At 48.5% G+C, this 19,484-nt stretch carries 19 protein-coding genes and 1 riboswitch; of the genes, 5 read left to right on the forward strand and 14 right to left on the reverse strand.

Going from position 1 to position 19,484, the window contains the following annotated elements; translation table 11 throughout:
• Nucleotides 1–90: 90 nt before the first annotated feature.
• Complete coding sequence (locus Psfp_RS11270; RefSeq protein ID WP_243120596.1) at nucleotides 91–411, reverse strand: DUF5316 domain-containing protein; 321 nt, start codon at nucleotides 409–411, stop codon at nucleotides 91–93.
• 313 nt (nucleotides 412–724) lie between these two features.
• Between Psfp_RS11270 and Psfp_RS11275 the strand changes: the two genes are divergently transcribed.
• The gene (locus Psfp_RS11275) at nucleotides 725–1,075 is read left to right on the forward strand and encodes a hypothetical protein (protein ID WP_134218641.1); all 351 of its coding nucleotides are present in this window, start codon (nucleotides 725–727) and stop codon (nucleotides 1,073–1,075) included.
• A 264-nt stretch (nucleotides 1,076–1,339) separates the two neighbouring features.
• Here Psfp_RS11275 and Psfp_RS11280 read toward each other — a convergent pair whose 3' ends face one another.
• Genes Psfp_RS11280 through Psfp_RS11300 form a run of 5 tightly spaced genes read right to left on the reverse strand, consistent with a single transcriptional unit; the run spans nucleotide 1,340 to nucleotide 6,402 of the window.
• Nucleotides 1,340–2,953 (reverse strand): glycosyltransferase family 39 protein, encoded by a 1,614-nt coding sequence (locus Psfp_RS11280; RefSeq protein WP_134218642.1) that lies wholly within the window; start codon nucleotides 2,951–2,953, stop codon nucleotides 1,340–1,342.
• Complete coding sequence (locus Psfp_RS11285; RefSeq protein WP_192895382.1) at nucleotides 2,950–3,642, reverse strand: class I SAM-dependent methyltransferase; 693 nt, start codon at nucleotides 3,640–3,642, stop codon at nucleotides 2,950–2,952. The genes Psfp_RS11280 and Psfp_RS11285 overlap by 4 nt, the downstream gene beginning before the upstream one ends.
• A complete protein-coding gene (locus tag Psfp_RS11290; protein WP_190259530.1) occupies nucleotides 3,623–4,540 on the reverse strand; it encodes a glycosyltransferase family 2 protein in 918 nt (305 codons plus the stop codon). The genes Psfp_RS11285 and Psfp_RS11290 overlap by 20 nt, the downstream gene beginning before the upstream one ends.
• 1 nt (nucleotide 4,541) lies before the next feature.
• Nucleotides 4,542–5,579: an NAD-dependent epimerase/dehydratase family protein gene (locus Psfp_RS11295; RefSeq protein WP_134218645.1), complete on the reverse strand. Its 1,038-nt coding sequence runs from the start codon at nucleotides 5,577–5,579 to the stop codon at nucleotides 4,542–4,544.
• Nucleotides 5,572–6,402: an aldolase/citrate lyase family protein gene (locus Psfp_RS11300; RefSeq protein ID WP_134218646.1), complete on the reverse strand. Its 831-nt coding sequence runs from the start codon at nucleotides 6,400–6,402 to the stop codon at nucleotides 5,572–5,574. The genes Psfp_RS11295 and Psfp_RS11300 overlap by 8 nt, the downstream gene beginning before the upstream one ends.
• 319 nt (nucleotides 6,403–6,721) lie before the next feature.
• Nucleotides 6,722–6,881, forward strand: a riboswitch (cyclic di-AMP (ydaO/yuaA leader).
• Nucleotides 6,882–7,030: 149 nt separating this feature from the next.
• Between Psfp_RS11300 and Psfp_RS11305 the strand changes: the two genes are divergently transcribed.
• Nucleotides 7,031–7,810, forward strand: coding sequence for a dihydrodipicolinate reductase C-terminal domain-containing protein (locus tag Psfp_RS11305; RefSeq protein ID WP_205079559.1), 780 nt, complete (start codon nucleotides 7,031–7,033; stop codon nucleotides 7,808–7,810).
• Between the two features lie 185 nt (nucleotides 7,811–7,995).
• A complete protein-coding gene (locus Psfp_RS11310) occupies nucleotides 7,996–8,433 on the forward strand; it encodes a universal stress protein (RefSeq protein WP_134218647.1) in 438 nt (145 codons plus the stop codon).
• 249 nt (nucleotides 8,434–8,682) lie between these two features.
• Here Psfp_RS11310 and Psfp_RS22645 read toward each other — a convergent pair whose 3' ends face one another.
• The 4 genes from Psfp_RS22645 to Psfp_RS11325 form a co-directional block, all read right to left on the reverse strand.
• Nucleotides 8,683–8,979: a DUF2680 domain-containing protein gene (locus Psfp_RS22645; protein ID WP_348981137.1), complete on the reverse strand. Its 297-nt coding sequence runs from the start codon at nucleotides 8,977–8,979 to the stop codon at nucleotides 8,683–8,685.
• Nucleotides 8,940–9,194 (reverse strand): hypothetical protein, encoded by a 255-nt coding sequence (locus Psfp_RS22650; RefSeq protein WP_348981138.1) that lies wholly within the window; start codon nucleotides 9,192–9,194, stop codon nucleotides 8,940–8,942. The genes Psfp_RS22645 and Psfp_RS22650 overlap by 40 nt, the downstream gene beginning before the upstream one ends.
• A gap of 112 nt (nucleotides 9,195–9,306) precedes the next feature.
• Nucleotides 9,307–10,698, reverse strand: a complete 1,392-nt coding sequence (locus Psfp_RS11320) for an ATP-binding protein (protein WP_134218648.1) — start codon at nucleotides 10,696–10,698, stop codon at nucleotides 9,307–9,309.
• The gene (locus Psfp_RS11325; protein WP_134218649.1) at nucleotides 10,695–11,429 is read right to left on the reverse strand and encodes a response regulator transcription factor; all 735 of its coding nucleotides are present in this window, start codon (nucleotides 11,427–11,429) and stop codon (nucleotides 10,695–10,697) included. The genes Psfp_RS11320 and Psfp_RS11325 overlap by 4 nt, the downstream gene beginning before the upstream one ends.
• A 162-nt stretch (nucleotides 11,430–11,591) precedes the next feature.
• Here Psfp_RS11325 and Psfp_RS11330 point away from each other — a divergent pair, with 162 nt between their 5' ends.
• Nucleotides 11,592–12,722: a glycosyltransferase gene (locus tag Psfp_RS11330; RefSeq protein WP_134218650.1), complete on the forward strand. Its 1,131-nt coding sequence runs from the start codon at nucleotides 11,592–11,594 to the stop codon at nucleotides 12,720–12,722.
• Nucleotides 12,723–12,748: 26 nt separating this feature from the next.
• On the opposite strand, the gene Psfp_RS11335 is transcribed toward Psfp_RS11330, so the two are convergent.
• On the reverse strand, nucleotides 12,749–14,947 hold the full coding sequence (locus tag Psfp_RS11335) for an adenosylcobalamin-dependent ribonucleoside-diphosphate reductase (RefSeq protein ID WP_134218651.1): 2,199 nt from the start codon (nucleotides 14,945–14,947) through the stop codon (nucleotides 12,749–12,751).
• 205 nt (nucleotides 14,948–15,152) lie between these two features.
• On the opposite strand from Psfp_RS11335, the gene Psfp_RS11340 reads away from it, so the two are divergent.
• Nucleotides 15,153–15,968, forward strand: a complete 816-nt coding sequence (locus tag Psfp_RS11340) for a Dam family site-specific DNA-(adenine-N6)-methyltransferase (RefSeq protein WP_134218652.1) — start codon at nucleotides 15,153–15,155, stop codon at nucleotides 15,966–15,968.
• A 152-nt stretch (nucleotides 15,969–16,120) separates the two neighbouring features.
• On the opposite strand, the gene Psfp_RS11345 is transcribed toward Psfp_RS11340, so the two are convergent.
• From Psfp_RS11345 to Psfp_RS11355, 3 genes are all read right to left on the reverse strand, one after another.
• On the reverse strand, nucleotides 16,121–17,128 hold the full coding sequence (locus Psfp_RS11345) for an electron transfer flavoprotein subunit alpha/FixB family protein (protein ID WP_134218653.1): 1,008 nt from the start codon (nucleotides 17,126–17,128) through the stop codon (nucleotides 16,121–16,123).
• 229 nt (nucleotides 17,129–17,357) lie between these two features.
• Nucleotides 17,358–18,152 (reverse strand): electron transfer flavoprotein subunit beta/FixA family protein, encoded by a 795-nt coding sequence (locus Psfp_RS11350; protein WP_134218654.1) that lies wholly within the window; start codon nucleotides 18,150–18,152, stop codon nucleotides 17,358–17,360.
• A 9-nt stretch (nucleotides 18,153–18,161) separates the two neighbouring features.
• Nucleotides 18,162–19,301 carry an acyl-CoA dehydrogenase family protein gene (locus Psfp_RS11355; RefSeq protein ID WP_192895383.1) on the reverse strand — a complete coding sequence of 380 codons (1,140 nt, stop codon included), beginning with the start codon at nucleotides 19,299–19,301 and terminating at the stop codon, nucleotides 18,162–18,164.
• Between the last annotated feature and the right edge of the window lie 183 nt (nucleotides 19,302–19,484).

The following is a 19,484-nucleotide window of genomic DNA, read 5'->3' on the forward strand; positions in this document are numbered from 1 at the left end:
AGAGAATGGAAAAAGGAGGGCATGCATTATGGAGCAACAAACAAAACCCCTGGGAGAATAGCCGGCTTGTTGATAGCCTGGGTAGATGAATCAACCATTTATGGAATATATGGCTAAGGATGCTAATAGATTAGGAATCCCAAATAGAAACAAATTTGTAGACCAACGCATACGCTGTCTAAAATCTTGCTCATCGGAATAATTTGCTCTAACCCTATCTCCGCTGACTAATGCTCCAGAAAAAATAGCAGCTAATACCATTGGCACAACCCCAACCATTAGCAATCCGTTAACGACCATATTGGGGTTATCAAGAAATAAAGAGACAACCAGGCCTGAAATTGCAATAACTAAACCAATAATAAATGAACGCATAAAATACACCTGCTCCTTTGAATTTTTTATTTCCAATATATTCATGTTGATTGATCTGTAAGTATGATTTCATCTAGTAATAATTTCCATATAAAATCGTGTCCTCCTTTTTTTATTTCAGGAATAAAAAATATGCGCACAAATTGCTACAACTATAGATAACCAACTGAAAACTAGACCTTCAATTTAACAATGTCCGGCGATACTTATAATAATAATCTCAAATAATTCGTCTAATGCGATTTTACGGCGTCAGGTTGACACTGTCAAATGCGTGGGCTTCGTTGACGATCCAGGCATGGAAGATATATAATACGGGACGATAGGAATTTTGAAAAGGAGAATAGCTATGATTACTCTAACCAATGAAGAATTGCAATACCTGGAAATTGATAGTTTCCTGCCCAAGATGTTTAACAGTTTTCACTTTAGCGGCAAAAGCCTCATGGGTTATGAAATGATTCTCAATGTAAAATCCCCCTTATCGGAAAGGCTAACTGAAGAGTATCACAATAATTCAGGTGAACCTCCTGTAATGATGAAAATGCTAAATACCCAATTTATAATCAAAAGCCTGGAAACAACACCAACCCGGAAGCTTATAGTGGAAACCACCGGCAAGGCGGATAGTTTACACGATCTGGTAGCAGCCGGTTTAAAAATTAATACTTCGGCGGAATCGAGAGATCCTTCTTTTTAGGAGATCGTAGTGTCCTGCATTCACCGGTATTATTTATACGGTTACCCTCATATTGGCCCCCTAAAAGTATCCTACGAATTAACGCTGACACCGTTTGGTCTTTAACGGAAAAGAACCTGATATTTGGACTGGTTGGAAAGGCCCGATTTTTACCACCAGCCCTTTTTCTTTGATGATTCAATCATCCTGTCCATTGAAGCGACTTCAAAGCCCAAAAAAATATCATTGATATTGTCAGGCGCCTGTTGCCGGTATGTACTTTAGCTATGGCTCAGCAGCAAGGCGATATATAGTGAATCCCCCCAAATCACGATCCCGTTCCATGTGCCCTTGAATATATCTCGCCAAAAGCACTGGATGCAGTGAAGGATAATTCAACTGAGGGCCCAGGAAAACAGTGTCAATTTCCCGCCGGGAAATGGCTGCGATAACTTCTGATTCTCCGCTGCGGCCGAAAGCCGTGGCCAGCGGATAATCAAAAGAGGTGGGGTTTTTCAAGCCGGACACGAGGTAGTAGAACCCGGCATAAGGACTGAGGATAAATGCCCGTTCATTTAAAGCAACTTCTTCAGTAAAGCTTTGGGCAAAGCTGTGGATCTCTTTCAGCTTATCGCTATTAATTAAGACGCCGCGAAAATGAGGAAGGTTCGATATCTGATAGTCAGCGGTTGAAACCTTCACCAAGGGATTAATAAGCATAAAAGCCAGGCCGGTACCGAACCATAATACCGGTCCTGCTTGAATCAGACGTATCCATCGCGTGGTCAGGTACGGTTTGGCCAGGAGCCAGGCATAAGTCAACCCGATCAGGAGTTCGGGAATCACAAAAGTCAAGTGTGTTCTGCTGGCGCGTGGGAATATCCCTAAGAAGGCGGCGCCGACAAAAAGAAACACTGTTGTTGTTAAATTCCGCTTATCATTACCGGGATGAAGCCAGGCTGCCAGAAGGGCGCCAAACGTTAGAAGTGGTAAAAGGAACGGCGCCAGCAGGTAAATCTTTTTCAAATTATCTAAGGACCCTATATTTCTAAGGAGATCCGCTAACTGGTTGAGCCCGTCGAGATAAGAGATTCTTCCCAGGCGGATATATGTCCCTTTGTTGAAAAATCCGTAATCAAGGAGTTTTTCGGTTCCGCCGCTGAACCAGACCGGCAGGAAAACCAGCGCTGAGACTAAAAAAAATGCGGACAAAACGATAATAATATCAGCCGGCTTGCTCTGCCTCTTCGATCGTATGGAGCTGGAATTGAAGGTTAGCGTTAGTAAAAGCGCACCCAGAGCATAAATTCCAATATTTTGTTTCGATGCAAAACACAGCCCCGCGGCCAATCCGGCCGCAGCCAAAGCGCCTGTGGATTTGCCCTTGACGGCACGGTTTACCGCCTTTCCGCTTTTTGTCCACACTAGAGTGGCATAAAAGCATATGAGAAAGAAAAGATTTGCCAGGGGTTGGTAAACAGCAACCTCGGGCGGCGCATAGACTATCAGCGCCAGGACCAACAGGTATGGAAATCCCTGATTGAAGCCAAGCGCCTGGACGATTCGGCAAGATAAAAGAACAGTCAACACCAGACAGAGCGCCGTGATTCCTTTAACGACCAGGATCTCCGTACCGAATAAAGCGGTAAAGATAGCGGTCAGGTAGATCGAGAGGGGGGTGGCGCCAAAAAACACGTCGCGATAAAGGACCTCCCCCGATGTAACGCGGTGCGCCACCTGTAAAAACCAGCTTGCATCCGCCATATTGAAACCCTCGGTGATACTAAGACAAAAGCATAAGGCAAACAAGCTCAACCCGCTGAAAATCCAGAAACTTAACCTCACCTGAACCGGGTTGGTTTTTACCTGTAAGGGGCATTCTTCCTTGATACCGCTCACGGCAGCTCGCCTCTGAAGAGCTGGAATGGTAAGAATGGACGCCAGATAACCACCCGTTCCAATGTACTTTCAAGCCTGGCCCCCCACGGCCTGTTCACCAAAAAAGGTGGAAAGAACCCAAAGCGAGTCATTTTAAGCCGGCGGAAACCGGCTTCCTTCATCGCATGGAAGACTGAAGACGGACGCATGCGCATAATGCCTTTGTCGCCCTGCCATGTCATCTCGGGTGTGACCAGGAGCTGGACGTAGTAAAGGAAGTTGTATGGATTTGGCTCGAGGAAAGATACGCGCCCCCCGTGTTTTAACAGGCGGGTTATAGCTTTGAAACACAGCGGCAGGCTATGAAGATGGTGAAGGACAAAAAAGCCTACAACCGCGTCAAACTGCCCATCCAACGCAGGGGGATGATCGGCTATATCCGTGCAGTGCAAAGAAATATTATAGCGCCCGCCGTCAAATAAGCGCAGTTGTTCCAAGAGAAACGGTGAGAGATCGAGGCCTTCCACCTGCAAACCCCGCTGAGCCAAAAGGAGAGTGTACCGGCCCTTACCGCAACCGACCTCCAACAGCCGCTCGCCCGGCACAATGCCGGCAAAGCGCAGCAGTTCATCGACGTGGCGCCGCAGGTAAAGGGTTTCCTGCGGTACCATGTGAGGTTTTTTTGAATGCTCATAATAGCGCGTCTGCATCAGATTGTGCCTGTGTAATTCTTGCCGGTAATCTTGGTTCAAGACTCTTTTCCCCTCCCAATGGATTTTCAACGGCGTGGAGAAAACGGACTCCGGTGTATGTTTTAACTGGAACCGGACTGACGAAATGCCCCGGAAAGGGTTTGCCGCTGTTCCATTTCCAGGCAAGAACCCGGGCAGCTGTGAGACAGCCGGTTCTCAGGCGCTTCCAGGAGCTATAGGCGGAGCCGCCGTCAGGACGGCGGGCCCGTACCACCGGAACAGAAGCCACGGACAGCCCGGTGCAGCCAATCATGGCCACTGCGAAAGGATGGGGCTCATTGATGGCCAGAAGGCGTTCACCCATTTGCCGGCTTATCACAAAAAACATGCCGGCGTCAGCGGGAACGCCGCACAAAAGGTGAAGTAGTCCCTTGAAAAGGCGGGAGGTGACCAGCCTCAACCTTGATTCATAGCGACCGCGCCTGCCGGCAAAAACGGCGTCGAACCCCTCCTTCATCTTGGACAGAAGGACAGGAATTGCCTCCGGCGGATCCTGCAGATCCGCATCCATCACTACCATAGCTTTACCCCTGGCAAATCTCAGCCCGGTCAACGCTGCCCGGTGTTGACCGGTATTTTGTTCCAGGGCCAGCGCGGCTACCCGGGAATCATCCCGGGCCAGTTCCTCCAGGACGGCAAAGGAGCCTTCGGGGCAGGAGTCGTCCACGAAAATAATTTCATAACTGCTCCGTCCTGTTTCAAAAACTTTACGCAGGCGGCTATGAAGTTCGCGAAGTGTTTCCCGGTTCCGGTATACAGGAATAACAACGGTGACCTCCGGGTCTTGAAGAGCAGCTGCTGCAGGCGCTTCATCATTTGTCCTTCCCCGGAACGGTAACTGAGTTTCATATGGCATTTCAAACCTCCGTTTGCAATGGCGCAAAACTGCCGGGACCGGAAACAGCGTCCCTTGCTCCCGGACCTGGTAATTCCTGCGAAAGGCCATCGTAGTCATCCTGATGAAGAAGAAACCAGGCGATGGTTTTCTCCAGCCCGGCCCGGAGCGGATGCCGGGGCTCCCACCCCAGCAAGCTCCCGGCCTTCCCAATATCGGCCACCCAGTGGGCTTTATCGGAGGCACGAGCGGGGTAAGCCCCCACCCGTACCTTGATCCGCCGTCCGGTCACGGCTTGAATCAGGTCAACGACTTCCTCGTTGCTCCATTGCTTTCCGGTCCCTATATTAATGATTTCACCGGTACAGATCCTTACCGCTCTCAGGGCAAGCAGGCAAGCTTCCACCAGGTCTTCGACAAAAATAAAATCCCGCCGGAAGCCGGCGGCAGTCAAAGCCAGCTCATGGTCACCCAGTGCTGCCCTGATAGCTGTAGGAATAAGGCGTGACGGTGATTCCCAGGGGCCGTAGACTGAAAATGCCCTCAGCGCCACAACCGGCCGGCCGTTCGCTCTGGCATGCTGCTGGCAAAGCAGTGTCGCCGCAGCCTTGGCCGTACCATAGAAAGTTAGAGGCTCCGGGCAGTCCAATTCCCGCATGGGCCCGTGCTTCGCGCCGTATTCCGAAGAGCCCCCCAAATGAACAAAGAGCTGATAGTCCAAAGGCGCAGTTGCCTCTAAAAGGTTAAATGTACCAAGAATATTGGTTCTTAAAATCTCGTAGCGCTCCTGAAAAGCAGGAGATACGCCCTGTGCCGCGAGATGATAAATAATTTCCGGGCTTGTTTCCAGCACTATTTTTTTCAGCCCTTCACGGTCAGTTATGTCTACTGCATGAAGGTATAAATCAGGAAGTAGTTTTTCAATTCTCCACAAGTTTGAGTTCGGTCGGATAATTGCATGGACTTCAGCGCCGTACCGGAGCAGCGCCTGAACCAGATTGGCGCCAATAAACCCTGCCGCTCCGGTAACCAGTACGTGCCTGCCCTGTAGTTCATGCATAACAGAGGGGCTCCTTTCTGTCCCTGGACCGCGACATCACGCCGCGCCAGGCCCGGACCGCGTTTTCGAGAGCGTGCCGGTCCCGGGCCACGTCCTCAGGCGACCTCTGTTGTGCTTCTTTCAGCGCTCCAAGAAGGCGGTGAATCTCGGCGGCCATATCACGCCCCCGGATATCCCTGTGAAAAGAGCGCCGTAAAAAACTGTAACGGCAGCCCAGCCTGGCCATTTCAGCAATGAGCAGGCGGCAGGGGATGGGGTGGCCGCGTTCCGGCAAGGTAAGCCCGCCAAAGCCGAATGGAACTGTGAAAAAAGGCCGGGTATTCTCAACCGTTCCATCAACCAGGGCAGTAAAGATATTTGGTGTTTTTCGCTCAATGGCCAGATCGTTTAAGCCGGCGTAGACCCGGGATAACGGCAGGCGGGCTAATTGTCCGGCAAGCTTAAGCGCGGCAACGGTCTCAACTAAAATACCCACTCCACAACGGCCTCCGGCCCAGTCCAGAACCATTTCAACTTCTTCCAACGTCCGGACCATGGGGAGCAGAATTTCATCTGCTCCAGCTTTAACAGCCTGCGCCACTTCTTCTGCTGTTGTCGTGCCGTAACCGTTTATCCGGCAAATGACCTTCGCTTCGGTGCAGGCCCGAACCCGTCGCAAGTCTTCAAGGGTATCATAATTAATTTGGGTATCGGCCAGAGCTTGTCGCTGTTCCTTGTTCAGGGATTCCCAGTCAACCATGATGCTGTCAATCCCTGCGGCAACCGCTTGCCGGATGAATACAGGATCGGTCGAAAAAAGCACCAGTTCAAACTTATCAGTCATACTTACCTCCTCCCGTAGACAACAACCAGCGACGAATCCCAGGGCCCACGGGTGAGCTTTCCAAGTTTTATTTCTAATACGTTACCTGCCTTCAGAAGACAGTGCCTTCCATAAAAAATGAAAAATCTTCATCCCGGTTTACAATATATGAATTTGTTCTGGCTTATGACAGATAGGTTTTGATGTATCTTTTTGCCAAATCATGCTTGGCCGCGAGTCCGCCGATATAAGATTGACCTGGAAAATTTATTGTGATATACTCACAACAGACAACCTTAGTATATTACATAAGTTGTCAGTATGTATTAAACTTAATATTACTCCATATTCGCTTAATTCTTCTTTAGGAGAAGCGGGGGAACCAATTTCCGGGGGTGAATCGATAGTCGGCCGGACTTCAACCGGTTGCCGGCATCGTAGGGCTACTCTTTCGGCCCGAATCCGTCAGCTAACTTCGTAGGCGTTGAAAGGGAGGAAACAGGCGGTCTATAACCAGGCTTGGGCCTGCTTGACCTCTTTTACCCCCGGAAGATATATGCCGGGGGCTTTGTGTTCCTGGAATGGGGTGGCTAAATAATGGCTGCATGAAGCTGCGAGCAATCAGAATAAAAGTCAGGAGGTATGCCGCTTGAAAATTACGATTGGGATGTTCGGCTTTGGCAGGACGGGGTCAGTGGTGGCCAAAGAGATCATAAAAGATGAAATCTGCGAGTTAAGCTGGGTATTGAGAAAATCAACAGCCATGGAAGGCAAATATGCAAGCCGCTTGTTAGGCTTTGATCATAATGAAGGAATGATCTATTCTATAGAAGATATAGATTCCGAAGCTTTTTATCAAGATAATCATGTGGATGTAATCATTGACTTTTCATCTGCCAGTGCGATTGAGAATTATGAACAAGCGGCCCAGTATGGAACTCGCATCGTGTCGGCTATCTCAAAATATGATAGATTTCATCTGGAGCAGTTAAAGGCGCTGGGCAAGCAAACGGCGGTGTTGTATTCTCCTAACATCACTCTGGGCATTAATTTCTTGATCGAGGCTTCTAAAGTACTGCAAAGGATCGCTCCCCACGCTGATATCGAAATTATCGAAGAGCATTTCCGTGATAAAAGGGATGTTTCTGGAACAGCTTTGAGGATTGCGGAAGACCTGGGTCTTGATAAAAGGCAACATGTGAATTCCATCCGCGTTGGGGGGATAGTCGGTAAACATGAAGTGATTTTTGGCCTTCCCAATCAGACCATACGGATAGTACATGAATCATTAAATAGGGCGGCTTTTGGACAAGGAGCTATTTATGCTGCCAAATGGTTGATGGGTAAAGACAAAGGTATCTACACTATGGAGGAAGCTGTGGCCTTGAACTTTGTCAATAATACCCATGTTTTTGAAGTTGATGAGTAACTTGTTGGATTATAACAGAGTTCATTCCAACGGGGCGCGCATGCACTCCAATAGGATCGGTGCCGATACAGTTTTGACTTAAACTTATTTTCATTGCATAACATACAAAAACATTTTAAAATATTATTTAGAAAGAATGATAAGTCTCCAGTTGTTCATATTACTTTGAAGGAGAGGCATGAATTATGTTTAAAAAAATACTCGTACCGGTTGACGGCTCAAAATTTTCGGATCTGGCTATTGAAAAAGCAAAAGAAATAGCAGGCGCATTCGGCAGTGAAATTATGATATTAAATGTATTGGAAGTCTCTAAAATTGATTATCCGTCTAATCCTTATAAATTTTCACCGGAACTTATCGAAAATTATCAAAAAGAAAGCAGGATAATATCCAGCAAAATTTTAAACGAAGCCCAAAACATGCTTGAGGATATGTCGAATAAGGTCAGCATCCATTCGGTTGAGGGGAATCCTTCTGAAGAGATTGTCAATTATGTAAATTCTCATGATATTGATCTTGTGATCATGGGATCCAGCGGAATGAGCGGCGTGCTTAATTTATTAGGCAGTGTAACCCGCAAAGTTACGCTTGGTATTGAAAAACCAATTTTGATCGTAAGGTAAAATTAATTTGCAAATACTGTGTAAAAGGGGCATTTCGATTCAAATTATTTAAATCGAAATGCCCCTTTTCAATGTGTATTCTTAAAGTTTGCTATCATATTATGCGGAAAGCGGATCATTGTCTAGAGAGCAGGGGGGTTGCCGCCCGAGCTGCATTAATGTCTGAGTTTATTATGAAATTCGACCCAACCGGCAGGCCATGCGGTTTGCCTGGGCTCTGCCGGTTGCCTGGTTGATCTGTTCGGGCAACTACCTGTTTAATCCGTGTCCGAAGCCCATACCCTCGCCGTTTTTCATTGAACCATTTCCGTTACCCTTGCCATTCGCATTGCCCATACCACTTCCATCGCAAACACCGGTTCCGTTACCAATACCTTTGCCCTGTCCAAAGCCTGCGCCGTAATTCTTGCCCATTCCGGCATTGCCGTTTCCGTTACAGGCAGCCTGGCGGTTCTGTAGATTGTTATAAATGTTGTCTGCCTGTTCCTGTGTAAGCCTGCCGTCCTCTACTCGCTGGTCAAGCATGATTTTCTTTTGCTCAAGCATTTGTGTTTAAACTCATCCAGTTTGCCTGCTTCATTTGCTATTGTGCCGTAGGTCTTTCCTGCGGCACGCTCATTGTAAAGCTCCGAAACTGTTTTACCTGTCAATTCGGCTGTTATTTCTGCCGGTGTTTTTGCTGTTGCCGCATAGGCGGCGCCTGCCGCGCCCAGAACCCCTGCGACTGTTGCCACCACAAGCAGTTTCCTGAAGTTGATCATGAAATCACGCTCCTTATCTTTTTTTTGCAGCTTGTATTTTTATTATAAGGAACAATTGTGATAGAAGTATGTTAGAAGACTGAAAGAACGGTGATAGTCTTGAAAAAGAATATCATTTTTGAAGCTCAAACCAGAAGGTTGTGCCGGCCCCCTTTTTGCTTTCCACTCCATAAGGCGCCTGGTGCGCTTCCAGTACGCTCTTGACGATGGCGAGTCCCAGTCCTGTGCCAAGGACGTTTTTACCGGCAGTCTTTTTAGCTTTATAGTACCTGTCCCAAATATGGGGAAGATCCTCTTCCGCTATACCGCTACCCGTGTCCGTAACCTCGACACGGACAACTTGCAAGTGGTCAATCACCTTGACTGTAACAGTCCCGCCCGGGGGTGTATGCTTGATGCCATTATTGATCAGGTTGTAAAATACCTGCTCAATTCTTTTTTCATCCGCTTCCACAAGCGCATGTTTTGAATCTTGCAGTATGATTTGCACACCAGTTTTCTCGCTTATAACATCATATCGTTTTATAACCGTGTCAAGCACATCCTTTATTGGGAAACGGCTTTTATTAAGACGGGCATAGCCCGCCTGGAGCTGGGAAAGGTTTAGGATGTCGTCTACAATTTCACTGAGGCGTTCTGTCTCTTCAATGATCATGCCAAGCTGTTTTTCGCGTTTTTCCGGAGCATTTCCGCTGACGTCCCGGATGGTTTCAGCATACCCTCTGATAATGCTTAAAGGCGTGCGGAGTTCGTGGGAGATGTTGGAAATTAAATCTTTTCTAAGTTGTTCAATTTTGGCTAACTGTTGTCCCAGGTAATTGATGGTTTCTGCCAGTTTGCCGATTTCATCCTGTTTGTTCGATTTTATTCTTGCTGAAAAATCGCCTGAAGCCATTGTTTCAGACACTTTTTTGATTTCCAGTATGGGCCGGGTAAAGCTTCGGGAGAGGAAGAAGGAGAGCAGCAGGGCAGCAGTCAAAAGGACCAGGGTGATATAAAACAGCTGCCATTTTAAGATCAAGGCAGTGTCTTCAACAGGAGCCAGTGGCATATTGATCAACATCACGGCGGACAATGCCCCGGATTGTTTGACCGGCAGGCCCAAGAGCATAAATTCATAGCCGAAACGTGGGTGAGTCAGTGGAATGGTGACCTCCTTGCCGCTCAAAACGGCCTGAAAAGCTTCCGCCCTGGCAATGTTTCTTTGCATGGGTATGTGCATGCTTGTTGAATCCGTGGTATAGATGGAGTTTCTGTCCAGATCCAGCAACTCGATATTCAGGTTGTTATTAAAAGCAAAAGCATCCAGCTTATCCTTGAATTCGGCCCTGCTCCCGTCATAAAGCAATTTGGCAATGGAAGCGCCTTGATTTTTGACATCCGATATGCGCATGCGGGTATAAAAGCTTTCCAGAAATACAATTTGGAAAAGCCATAAAAGTATCAATACCATCATTACAAGCGCCATCATCCCGGCCCAAAGCTTAAAGCCGATGCTTTTCATTTTTTGACTCCCGCTTCAAATTTGTAACCGGTCCCCCAGACGGTAACGATGAATTTCCTGTAGTCTTTTAGGCTTTCCCTCAGCATTTTAACATGGGTATCCACGGTCCTGTCATTGCCCGCAAAATCATAGCCCCATACCTTTTCAAGAAGCTGTTCCCTGGAAAATACCCTGTTGGGGTTCCTGATAAAAAAATTGAGCAGCTCATACTCTTTTGGCGTAAGGTCAATAATATTACCATCCACATAGACATTGCGCGCAGCAAACTCTACCACCAGGCCTTCAAAGATAGCTTTATTCTCCGGCGCCGCCTCCGGTAATGGTGAAACGCTTCTTCTGATAATGGCTTTCATGCGGGCCAGCAGTTCTTTTGGGCTGAATGGCTTTACAATGTAATCGTCCACTCCCAGTTCGAAGCCAAAAAGCTTATCGTATTCCTCACCCCTTGCTGTCAGCATGATCACAGGCACATTGGAGGTTTTTCTGATTTCCGTGCACACGCTCCAGCCATCCATTCTGGGCATCATAATATCAAGCACAATAAGGGAATACTTGTTTTGTTTGAACAGCGCCAAAGCCTCAACTCCGTCTGATGCCTCGTCAACCGAATATCCCTCAAGGCTGATATACTCCTTGATCATATCCCGGATGCGTTCTTCATCGTCAACAATCAGTATCCTTGCCTTATGCACAAAAAAACACCTCTTAACAAAAGATACAACCCTTAACATATATTAATTCTGCTTCAAATATTCAAAAACAAGAAAATCTCTAACCGGGGTAATGTAAAAAAAAGTTGCTTTTCTAATGTTATTTAAAGGTTTAACAGCTATAATAATGGAAGCTCCAAAATCTTATGTTTTATACCTGCTACAAACATTGGAGGATCCGGCATGAAGACGAAGCGGGAACGCAAGATTCTTATTTTATACGCCAGTTATGGCGACGGGCATGTACAGGTTTCCAAAGCATTGCAGCAGCGTTTTTTGGAGAGAGGGCTCCACAATGTGCTGATGTTAGATTTGTACGCTAACGCGCATCCCCTGATGGATGCGGTTACGCGTTTTGCTTATCTGATGAGTTGTTCTTTTTGCCCCAAGCTTTATGGTTGGAGTTACTATCTTACGCAAAACATGCAGCATAAATGGACACCGGTAAACTTTTTAAACACCTTTGGTATCGGCGCCTTAAGAGAGATCATCCGAGTAGAAAGGCCTGACGCTGTTATCAATACATTTCCCATGGCGGTCATGGCGGAGCTACGCAAGCAAACTGGACTCCAAATTCCCATTTTTACGGTATTAACTGATTTTGTCCTCCATGACCGGTGGATTCATCAGGAGATCGATCATTATTTTGTGGCAAACGAAGAATTAAAAACAGCCATTATTAACAAAGGAATACCGGCCGAACGCGTCAAAGTCAGTGGAATTCCCTTAAGAAAGGCGTTCTGTCAAACGTACAACAAAAATCAATTATTCCTGCGCTACGGGCTGGAGCCTTCAAAAAAGATCGTTTTAATTATGGCCGGCGCATACGGCGTAATGCGGAACTTGAAAAAAATATGCCGGGCACTGTTGGATTTGGAAGATATTCAGATTTTATTGGTTTGCGGGAAAAATCAAGCATTGAAAGAAAGAATTGAAGCCAGCTTTGCTCAGAAGCCTAATATCTATATTTTTGGCTTTGTTGAACATATTCAAGAACTGATGTCTATATCTTCTTGTATGATCACAAAAGCAGGGGGTATTACACTCTCAGAGGCGCTGTCATTGCAGCTGCCGGTAATTGTTTTTCGTCCCTTGCCGGGACAGGAGAAGGAAAACGCTTATTTTCTGGCAAATAAAGGGGCTGCAAAGATTGCCTGTAAAATAGAAGAACTGGTCCAGCATCTTGAGCAGATTTTGTATGAAAGACAGCAGGTGAGCCAAATGAAAAAGGCTATTTATGCGCTTCAGAGAAAGGACGCCTCTGAAGCGATTGTGCTTGATATTTTAAACGAGCTTGATGGCGCGGGCGTTTAGGCGCCCGCGCCATGCGTCCGGCAATGCTAGCATTTTGAGAGACCACAGCTTCTGCAAATCAAACATCCTTCGGCTCTTTCAAGTTTTTCTCCACATTCGCATAACAGAGTATCGTCGACAAGGATTTCTCCGGCTCCGTTGTAATCGCTGAACTGTTTTTTCAACTCCGCTTTGATCTCGGCGATCTTATATGCGATGGCCGAGGCGCAGGACTTACCTTGTGAAAGGTTTTTGCCTTTGCCTTTGGCCAGCATGTAAGAAGGGCAGGAGTGCGTACCCTGCAGCTGCTCAACGATTTCTTCAAGGGAGATACCGCCGCGGATCGCCAGGCTGATCAGCCTGGAGGTGGCTTCCGTGTAAACCAGGCACCCGCCGTCTGAGCCGGTCGTAATGAAGGTCTCCAAAATTTCACCGCTGTCCGGTTGATAGTTGACGGTGAGATACAGCTTGCCGCAGCCTGTATCCAGACGGTGAGTCATGCCGTGGGCGCTGACCGGCCTGGGCAGTATTTCACCGCGACGGAGGACAAATTTCTCCGGCGCGTCTTCCTGCCGGCCCACGGTAACCGTACCTTCTTTACAACCGTCCCGGAAAACGGTGATGCCTTTGAGTCCCAGACTATATGCCATTCTATAACATGTTTCAATATCTTCCGTGGTTGCGGCGCCGGGCAGATTGATGGTCTTGCTGACAGCATTATCCACATGTTTTTGAATTTCGGCCTGCATCAAGATGTGATCCGCAGGGGCTATATCCTGCGCGCCTTTAAAAATTCGTGCGATTTCTACAGGGATCTCCTTGATCCCCTGGCAAGTGCCGCGCCGGGCGACCTCCTCCAGGATGCTGTTAGAAACGCCGTATAGTTGGCACGCTTCCAGGAATAACGGGCTGAATACTTCGAAATCCCCTGCTACATTGGTCGATTTTTTGTAAGCGACTGCAAATATCGGTTCGATGCCGTATCCCTCGCAGCCGGCCATCGTCGTCACCGAACCGGTGGGCGCAATGGTCACACAGGTACCGTTTCTAATTTTCTCTGCGGGGTGAAATTTACTGTTTTCCCATTCCGGAAAACATCCCTTTTCCTCTGCCAGTGCCCGGGAGGTATCGTTGGCTGATTGCTGCATCAGTTCGATGATTTCACCCGCGTACTTCCTGCCCTCCGCCGAATCATAGGGAAGTCCCGCTTTGATCAGTGCGTCGGCAAGACCGGTAAAGCCCAGGCCGATTTTCCGGGTAGCCCTGGTCGCTTCGGCAATCAAAGGGAACGGGTACTCGGCCACATCGATCAGGTTGTCCAAAAAACGCACGGCGATAGAGACAGTGTCTTTAAACAAAGCGCGGTTGATGCGGCCGTCTTCCGCGATCAGGCGGGCCAGGTTGACGCTCCCCAGCAAACAGGATTCGCCCGGAAACAAAGGTTGTTCACCGCAGGGATTGGTGCAGTTTAACTGTTTGTGCGGCAAGGGATTGGCTTTTTGGATGGTATCCAAAAAAATAATCCCCGGATCGCCGCAGGCGTGCGCGGACTGGACGATTGATTGCCACAGTACGGCGGCCGGCAGCACATCATGCACTTCACCGTTAAAGATGAGCGGCCAATCTTCTCCCTGCTCGAGAGCTTGCATAAAGGCGTCCGTTACGCCAACCGATAAGTTGAAGTTGGTCAGGCCGCCATCGAGTTTGGCGTGTATAAAGTTCATAATTTCCGGGTGGTCGATATTTAAGATGCCCATCGACGCGCCCCGGCGCACGCCGCCCTGCATGACCATATTGGAAGAGGCGTTGTAGAGCTTGATCAGTTCAACCACGCCGGAAGCTTTTCCTTTGGTCGACTGCACCAGAGAACCCCGGGGCCTGATCGTGCTGAAGTTGTATCCCACGCCGCCACCGGATTTGAAAACAAGGGCGGTTGACAGCAAGGTTTCATACATGGAATACAGGGTATCTTCCACTGCCAGGACAAAGCAGGCGGATGGCTGCCAGGGCCGGTCAGGTTTACCCATGTTGGCCCAAATAGGAGTGGAAGGGACAAATAAAAGGTCCCCGATGATAGAGGCAAATTTTTCTTCCCAATAGGGTTGGGTTTCTTTTTCGGCGCTTGCCGCCACCCGGGCCAGGCGAGAAACTGCCTGCTCGAATGTTTCACAGATATGTCCTTGCTCATCTCTCAATGCGTAACGCGCGTTAAATACTTTTTGACCTGCATCCGTTAGTTGAGTCATAGCCAGCCACCTTTAATCTGAATTTCCGGTAAGAATGAAGTTGGGTTTTCGATAATCCTTGCAATAAGCAGTAAAAAATTAAATAATGAGTGATAGTGGTTATATTATATTAATCTAAATTATAGTATGAATTGGCGCGGGGATAAAACCTTTTTTGTTTTGATTTCCGGTTAATGGTCGAAAACCTGTAAAAGAGGGATAGCGGATGTTGAAGATAAGGCCTTTTTTGAAATGGGCCGGCAACAAGTACCATATACTGGAACAAATCAAGGTTGTTTTGCCCAAGGGGAACCGTCTTATTGAGCCTTTTGTAGGTTCAGGGGCTGTTTTTTTAAACCTGGCTTATCAGGAATACCTGCTGGCTGATAATAACGGGGATCTGATCAATCTTTACCTGACTTTGCAGGCTGAAGGCGAGTCATTTATTAATTATTGCAAGTCTTTTTTTACTGAAGAAAATAACCGGAAAAACCGTTATTATGAGCTGCGGGAGCTTTTTAACACAACTAATGAAAACACTTTAAAAGCGGCTTTGTTTATCTATCTAAACCGGCATGGCTACAACGGGCTATGCCGCTACAATTCCAAAGGGGGATTTAATACTCCTTTTGGGCAGTATATCAAACCGAAATTTCCTGAAAAAGCCATGCAGCATTTTCTTGCTAAAGCAAAAAATGCTGTATTTAAGATCGCTGATTTCAGGGATATCATGAAAACAGCAAAAAAAGGCGATGTTGTTTACTGCGACCCTCCTTATGAACCTTTGTCCGCTACTGCGAATTTCACAGCTTACAGCTCCGGTGGTTTCGGGAGCAAGGAGCAGGTTGAACTGGCGGAGTTTGCCCGGGATTTGGCCGGCAGGGGTATTCCGGTGCTGGTATCGAACCATGCCACGGAATTCATCTTAAACGCTTATAAAACTGCCAGAATAGAACGGCTTTATGTGCAGAGATTTATTAGCTGTGACGGGGCTAACCGGGGCAAAGCCGAAGAAGTGCTGGCTTTGTTTGGAGGAGCATGAACAACTGGATGTGCATATTGACAAATGCAATATAAACACCCACATTACGTTCCCTGGGGCTGAACCTTAATGTGGGCGCCATTTCAATCGCACAAAAAATTCGAATGAATTCTACCAGCATAGGGATGTCTTAAATTGTTGTGTGGCGTGCTTTACTTCCCTTTGTGTTCCCTGATTTTTTTCAGCAGCAGCGGAAGCAATTCTTTTGCGTCGGCAACCACTCCGTAGTCCGATACCTGGAAAATAGGCGCTTCAGGGTCTTTGTTAATGTTGATGATTACTTTGCTGTCTTTCATGCCGGCAATATGGTGGGTGGAACCGGAGACGCCAAACCCGATGTAGACCTGCGGCCGTACCGTTTTCCCGCTGGTCCCGATCATGACGTGCTCACCTTCGCCCCAACCTTCGTCAAGCGCCGGCCGGGTGCAGCCTACCGCGCCGGAGAGTGCCCCGGCGAGCTGGTTGAGATAGGGCCACGTGTCCTGTCCCACTCCCCAGCCGCCCGCCACTACCGTTGCGGCTTTTTCGAGCGGGAGTCCTGCCGGCTGCTCCTGGACAACGCGGACAGCCTTGAGCGGTGATTCATAACCGTCCAGTATCGACGCAGTTTCTTTTATGACCTCACCGGTACGGGTAGTGTCTCGATCCGGTTTTGAAAACATGCCGGGTTTGACGCTGGCCATCTGAGGCCGCTCTATGGGGCAAAAAATATCGCCGAGGACCATCCCGCCGAAAGCGGGTACCACCTGTACCAATTCACCCCGGTCATTGATGTTCAGGTCCACGCAGTGCGCCGCAAGGCCCGTTTCCAGCTTGGCCGCCACGGTTGCAGAAAGTTCACTGCCGCAGTAAGAGGCGCTGAAAAGAACTATTTCTGGCCGGTGTTTTTTAACCAGCTCGGTCAGCACAAGCCCGTAGGTATCATTTTGGTAAAGCTCCAGCCTCGGATCGTCAATGAAAATGACCTTGTCCGCGCCGTGGACGATAAGTTCTCCGGCCAAAATACCGGTATTGTTCCCCAGGAGTACGGCCCAGACATGTGAACCTCCTCCAAGCGCTGCAAGCTCCCGTGCTTTCCCCAAAAGTTCAAGGGTAACTTCAGCAAGCATGCTCCCGTTTTGTTCAACGATTATCCAGACCGCGCCGGGTTGTTCAGGCAAGTTTTTCACTTCCTTCTAGTAGAGCGTTTCCTAAAACAATATTATTGGATACTGGTTAGGGTCAGGCTACCCTCAAAATGCAGGTGCGAATTTATTCGCACAAATGTTACATTAGCTACAACAAGTTCGGCGTTGGCGCGCCGTGTGCGATTGAAATGGCGCCTACATCACTTCAATATCTCATGGCGCCGTTCCTGCGGCATTTGAGTCTAATCAGGAAATCGACATACTAGGCAAGCACACCTGCATTACGCAGGATTGCCACGATTTTTCCGGCCATGTCTTCAGGGGCGCCCTCAAGCAGCTCAGCTTTTCGCCCGTGCTGCGGCATATGCAACTCTCCGGGTTGAGTTGGAGATCCGGCCAAACCGGTATTGGCCGGATCAAGTCCCAGGTCGCCCGGCCCCCAGGTTGTAAACGGCTTATTCTGGGCCATGACAACTCCCATCAGGGTAGTGTAGCGCGGGGTGTTGATCTCTCTGGCAACACCCAGCGCCAGCGGAAGGCTGCCCTGGTATTCAACATAACCGTTCTCGATTTTAGTTTTAATTTTAATAGTGGAGGCTTCCAGGTTCAGTTCAGTAACATGGTTGAGGTGGGCAAACCCCATCAACTCACCCACCTGGGAGGGTATATGGTTTGTCCCGCCGTCGGCGCTCTCAGAACCGGTCAGGATTAAGTCAAGCTCCCCAATTTTTTTTAAGCCGGAGGCGAGGACTCTTGCTGTGGCCAGTGTATCGGCTCCGGCAAAAGCGTGGTCACTCAAAAGGTAGGCCTCATCGGCTCCCATGGCCAGACCCTCTTTTAGGGTTTCCCTGGCGTCCGGGGGGGCCATGGAAACCAGTACAACTTTACCGCCAAGCTGCTCTTTTAATTGCAGGGCGGCCTCGATGGCGTTTTTGTCGATCGGATTAATGATCGTCGGGATCCCTTTGCGTTCCAGCAGTTTTGTCGCGGGGGCGATGGTTATTCTGTGGTAGTATCCGGGGTTGGGGACCGGTTTAATACAGACTGCTATGTTCATTTTCCGCCATCACTTTCTTAATTCTTCGCCGGCAATAATAACCTGCATGATATGTGACGTGCCGCAGCAGGGAATGGTCCCCATGGCGTCCAGCAGGTAGCGGCTGACCGGGTAATCGGCTACCAGCCCGTAACCACCCATGAGGTCCATCGTCCTTTTAGCCGCGTTGACGGCAGCTTCCGCGGCAAAGAACTTGGCCATCGAAATTTCAGCAGTATTAGGCAGATCAGCGTCTTTCATGCCCATGGCATTATAGGTCAGGAGGCGGGCCGCCTCGTAGTCGGTCCGGTTTTGGGCGATGAGGAACTGAATATTGGCCAGCTTCGACAGGGGCTTGCCGTAAATTATACGCTCCTTGGCGAATTTCACCGACTCTTCCAGGCACGCCCGCAGAATTCCCACGGCAACTGCGGCTGTCCCGCCCCTGCCCATAACACCTAAAGTGCCGAGGCTGATTTTGGCTCCGTCACCAAGTTGGCCGAGCAAATTGCTTTGCGGCAGTCGGACGTTGTTCAAAATGACTTCCCCGGTATAAGATCCGCGCAAGCCGGCCTTTTTTTCCTTGCGGCCAGGCGTGTGGCCCGGAGCGCTGCCTTCAATGATAAAAACGGAAATTTGCGGGCGGCCTTTGGCGTCTTCCCCGGTGTTAACGTTCATCACATTGACTCCCATGCAGTGAGAGTTGGTGATGAAACACTTGCGGCCGTTTAAAACCCAGTCTCCGTCAACCAGTTGCCCGGTTGCTTTTTGTCCCGCGAAGTCCGATCCTCCCCCCGGCTCAGTGATGGAAAAACCTCCGAAAGCTCCCGAGCAGAGCATGGGCAGGTACTTCAGTTTTTGCTCCTCGCTGCCCCAGTTCATGATGGCGTAAACACCCATGTAGTGGGCTACCAGGGTCGCGGCGAAACCGGCGGAGTGCCGTCCAACCTCTTCAAGGATAATGGCCTGTTCGATGTGCCCCAGACCTGTCCCGCCGTACCTCGTGGGTACGAAGACCCCGTTGAAGCCAAGCTGGGCCATTTTTTTGAACAGCTCAACAGGGCAGGTGTCCTCATCGTGGATTTTCTGCGCGATGGGGGCGATTTCATTCTCAACGAAATCCCTTACTGCTTTTCTCAGTAGCTCCTGCTGTTCAGAAAGCTTTAACATTCTTTCGCCTTCCTTTCCTATCGATTTCCTGGTTAATACGAATAACTGCGGCAAAATATTGATCATAAGTTGAAGTAAAATTTGGTCTAATCTATTATACCATCTACAGGTAAGACGAAACTGATTAATGTAGTGTAAGTGGGGGTTCCCGCTTTTTATATGTTATACTATTTTAGTATACAG

The sequence above is a fragment of the Pelotomaculum sp. FP genome (genome assembly GCF_004369245.1).
GTDB classification, from domain to species: Bacteria; Bacillota; Desulfotomaculia; order Desulfotomaculales; family Pelotomaculaceae; genus Pelotomaculum_C; species Pelotomaculum_C schinkii.